The following is a 3,163-nucleotide window of genomic DNA, read 5'->3' as shown; positions in this document are numbered from 1 at the left end:
GGTTGAGAGCATCCACAAGCTGTCGCCGTCCGGTACTTCGTCCAGTGTGAAAAAGCCACCGGCGGGCTGGGTAATGTCCACACTGTCGCCCGGCTGCAACTGAGCTAGCTTGGTGCTGACCTCGCCGTCTTCCACTTCGGCTATGACAAAATCCAGTATGGCTTCGCCCGGCGCACTGGCCAGCGAGTAGGCACGCAATAGCTGCTCACCACCTACATTCAGGCCTAAACGGACAAACTGCCCTGCCTTAAAGTCAAACGGCTCGGCCACAACTCTCAAACTGAAAACGCCAGAACTCCAACGGTAATTCTCGACAACTTTTCCACTAATCCATTGGATCATACGGCTGACTTAGTCCTTGTTTTGGTTCTTGGTCGCTTCCAGTTCTTTTTCTAACAGCTCAACGCGCTCACGCAGGCGCAGTAACATTTGCTGCTGTACATCCAGCTCTTCGCGGGTCACTAAGTCGAGCTTTGACAGCTGTGACTGCAGGGTTTGTTTAACACGTTGCTCCATATTACCGGCCAGTTCTTTAACACCGGCTGGCATACTGTCGTTAATTTGGCGAGCAATATTCTCTATTGTTTTGTTGTCCATAAGTCTCTCTTTGTGTAAATCGTTGCTTATTCATTTAGCTTAGCAGGAGATTCAGGTAAAATCCGAGCTTCTTATCGGCTTTTTCACGAATCAGGAACTCTACGGCGCCCATGCTGAACGATCGCCAGAACCAGGCTGTACATTATACTCAAGGACCTTTATTGGTACTGGCCGGTGCCGGTAGCGGTAAAACCCGGGTTATTACCGAGAAAATTGCCTACCTTATTCGTCAGCAAGTTTACACGGCACGCCAAATTGGCGCGGTGACTTTTACCAATAAAGCCGCCAAAGAGATGAAAGAGCGTATTGCGCAAACCTTGCCGAAAGCGCAGCTGCGCGGTTTAACCGTGTGTACCTTTCATACTCTGGGCCTGAACATTATCCGCCGCGAACTCAGCACACTAGGGTTTAAACCCGGTTTTTCGTTATTTGACGACCAGGACACCTACGCCCTGCTTAACGCCCTTACTGAAGATGTATTTGAGGGCGACAAAGCGTTGATTCAAGCCTGTCAGCACCAGATAGGCCACTGGAAAAACGCCATGCTCTCGCCCGAGCAGGCTTTACAGAAAGCTGGGAACGATCAGGAAAATGCCTTTGCTCAGGTTTATCAGCAATACCAAAATAACCTGAGCGCCTGTAATGCCGTCGACTTTGACGACCTGATTCGTCTGCCAACCTTATTGCTGGCAACCAACGAAAACGTCCGCGCGCGCTGGCAGAAAAAGTTTCAGTACCTATTGGTGGACGAGTATCAGGATACCAACACCAGTCAATACCAGCTGGTTAAATTACTGGTGGGCGAGCGTGCCCGTTTTACCGTAGTGGGTGACGACGACCAGTCCATTTACTCTTGGCGGGGAGCGCAGCCAAAGAACCTGGCACTATTAAAACAGGACTTTCCGCAGCTGGAAGTGGTGAAACTGGAACAGAATTATCGGTCCCACGGACGCATTCTGAAGGCGGCGAACATCCTCATTGAAAATAACCCACACGTCTTTGAGAAAAAGCTGTTTTCCGAGATGGAATACGGCGAACCGCTGAGTGTTATCTTTGGCCGAAATGAAGAACACGAAGCAGAACGTGTGGTGGCCGAGATTGTGAAGCACCGTTTTTTACGTAAAACGCCGTATCACCATTTTGCCATTTTATACCGGGGTAACCATCAGTCTCGCTTGTTTGAGAAGGCCCTGATGAACAACCGCATTCCGTATAAAATTACCGGTGGTCAGTCGTTCTTTGCCCGTGCGGAAGTCAAAGATATTATGGCTTACCTGCGGTTGTTGGTGAATCCAACCGACGACACCGCCTTTCTGCGTATTATTAACACGCCGCGCCGTGGCATTGGTCCGCAAACCGTTGAGCGTATTGGTCGTTTGTCGCAGGAGTTAGGCTGCAGCTTATTTGAAGCCTGCCAGTCACCACATTTAAAAACGCAGCTTAGCACCGGTATTTTTCAGCATGTGGACGTGTTCCGTAATATGATAGATACCCTTGCCCGCGAGGCTGATCATCAGGAAGATGCCAGCGATGCGGTGCGACAGTTGCTCAGCGAAATTGGTTACGAGGACTGGTTGTTTGAACAAAGCCCCAGTGCAAAAGCTGCGGAAATGCGCATTAAGAATGTGTACGAACTGCATCGCTGGGTGTCCGATATGCTAAAAGGCGATGCCGAACATGAGCCCATGTCACTCGACCAGGTCGTCAGCCGTTTATCTCTGCGCGATATGATGTCCCGCAACGAAGATGATGAGCAGTTTGAGCAGGTGCAGTTAATGACTCTGCATGCGTCCAAAGGTCTGGAAANNCGTATTCTTAGTGGGCATGGAAGAAGGCTTACTGCCGCACCAAAGCAGTATTGATGAAAACAACATTGAAGAGGAACGCCGCCTGGCTTACGTTGGAATAACCCGGGCACAACATAAGTTAGTCTTCACTATGGCGAAAGAACGCCGTCAGTTTGGTGAAAAACTTGAACCCCAGCCCAGTCGCTTCCTTCTGGAATTACCGCAGGACGATTTAGAGTGGGAACATCGCAAACAAAAATCAGATGAAGAGCGGGAAGAACAAAGAAGTCAGGGGCTGGAAATGCTGAAGAATGCGCTGAAGTAGCGCCAGCAGTCACGCGCACACGAAACTGGAGTCGTCGTCTTTAACGATACGGCTTTCATAGTTTTGGTCAATAAAACTCCCCTGACCAATAGTGACGCCCTGTTTTTCAACGTCGTCCTTTTGTGTTTCAGTCTCTAAACCGTCTGCATAAACTTCAATATTCAGTTCATGACACAGCGTAACTATGTGCTTAAGCATGGCCTGAGCACGGTTATTGCTGCTTAGCCGGGCAATATAATGATGATCCAGCTTTAATACCGTAAACGGGAAGTTATACAAGAACTGCAACGGCCCGGAGCCACTACCAAAGTTGTCGATAACCAGTGTAAAGCCAAATTCCGACAGCCGCCTGAGACTTGCTAGCACCCGTCGGCCATCTTTAACCAGATCAGTTTCATCAAACTCTAGCGCAATATTTTCCGGCTTGGCGCCGCTGTCCATAACGATATTAACC

Annotated in this window: 3 protein-coding genes and 1 pseudogene; 1 reads left to right on the top strand and 3 read right to left on the bottom strand. The window is 49.4% G+C overall.

Annotated features, from left to right (window positions below; translation table 11 throughout):
• The coding region (locus B3180_RS11280) for an FAD-binding oxidoreductase (RefSeq protein WP_286844578.1) at nt 1-342 on the bottom strand (342 nt) is incomplete at its 3' end.
• Between the two features lie 9 nt (nt 343-351).
• On the bottom strand, nt 352-597 hold the full coding sequence (locus B3180_RS11275; RefSeq protein WP_011233471.1) for an accessory factor UbiK family protein: 246 nt from the start codon (nt 595-597) through the stop codon (nt 352-354).
• A gap of 110 nt (nt 598-707) precedes the next feature.
• Here B3180_RS11275 and rep point away from each other — a divergent pair.
• A pseudogene (gene rep, locus B3180_RS11270) lies at nt 708-2,709 on the top strand (DNA helicase Rep).
• Nucleotides 2,710-2,718: 9 nt separating this feature from the next.
• On the opposite strand, the gene B3180_RS11265 reads toward rep, so the two are convergent.
• A partial coding sequence (locus B3180_RS11265; protein WP_286844576.1) for an EAL domain-containing protein occupies nt 2,719-3,163 on the bottom strand: 445 nt, incomplete at its 5' end.

Origin of the sequence: Idiomarina sp. UBA4206 (assembly GCF_002383015.1) — a bacterium.
GTDB classification, from domain to species: domain Bacteria; phylum Pseudomonadota; class Gammaproteobacteria; order Enterobacterales; family Alteromonadaceae; genus Idiomarina; species Idiomarina abyssalis.
The sequence above is the reverse complement of the archived record's forward strand: the minus strand, read 5'-3'. Positions and strand labels throughout refer to the sequence as shown.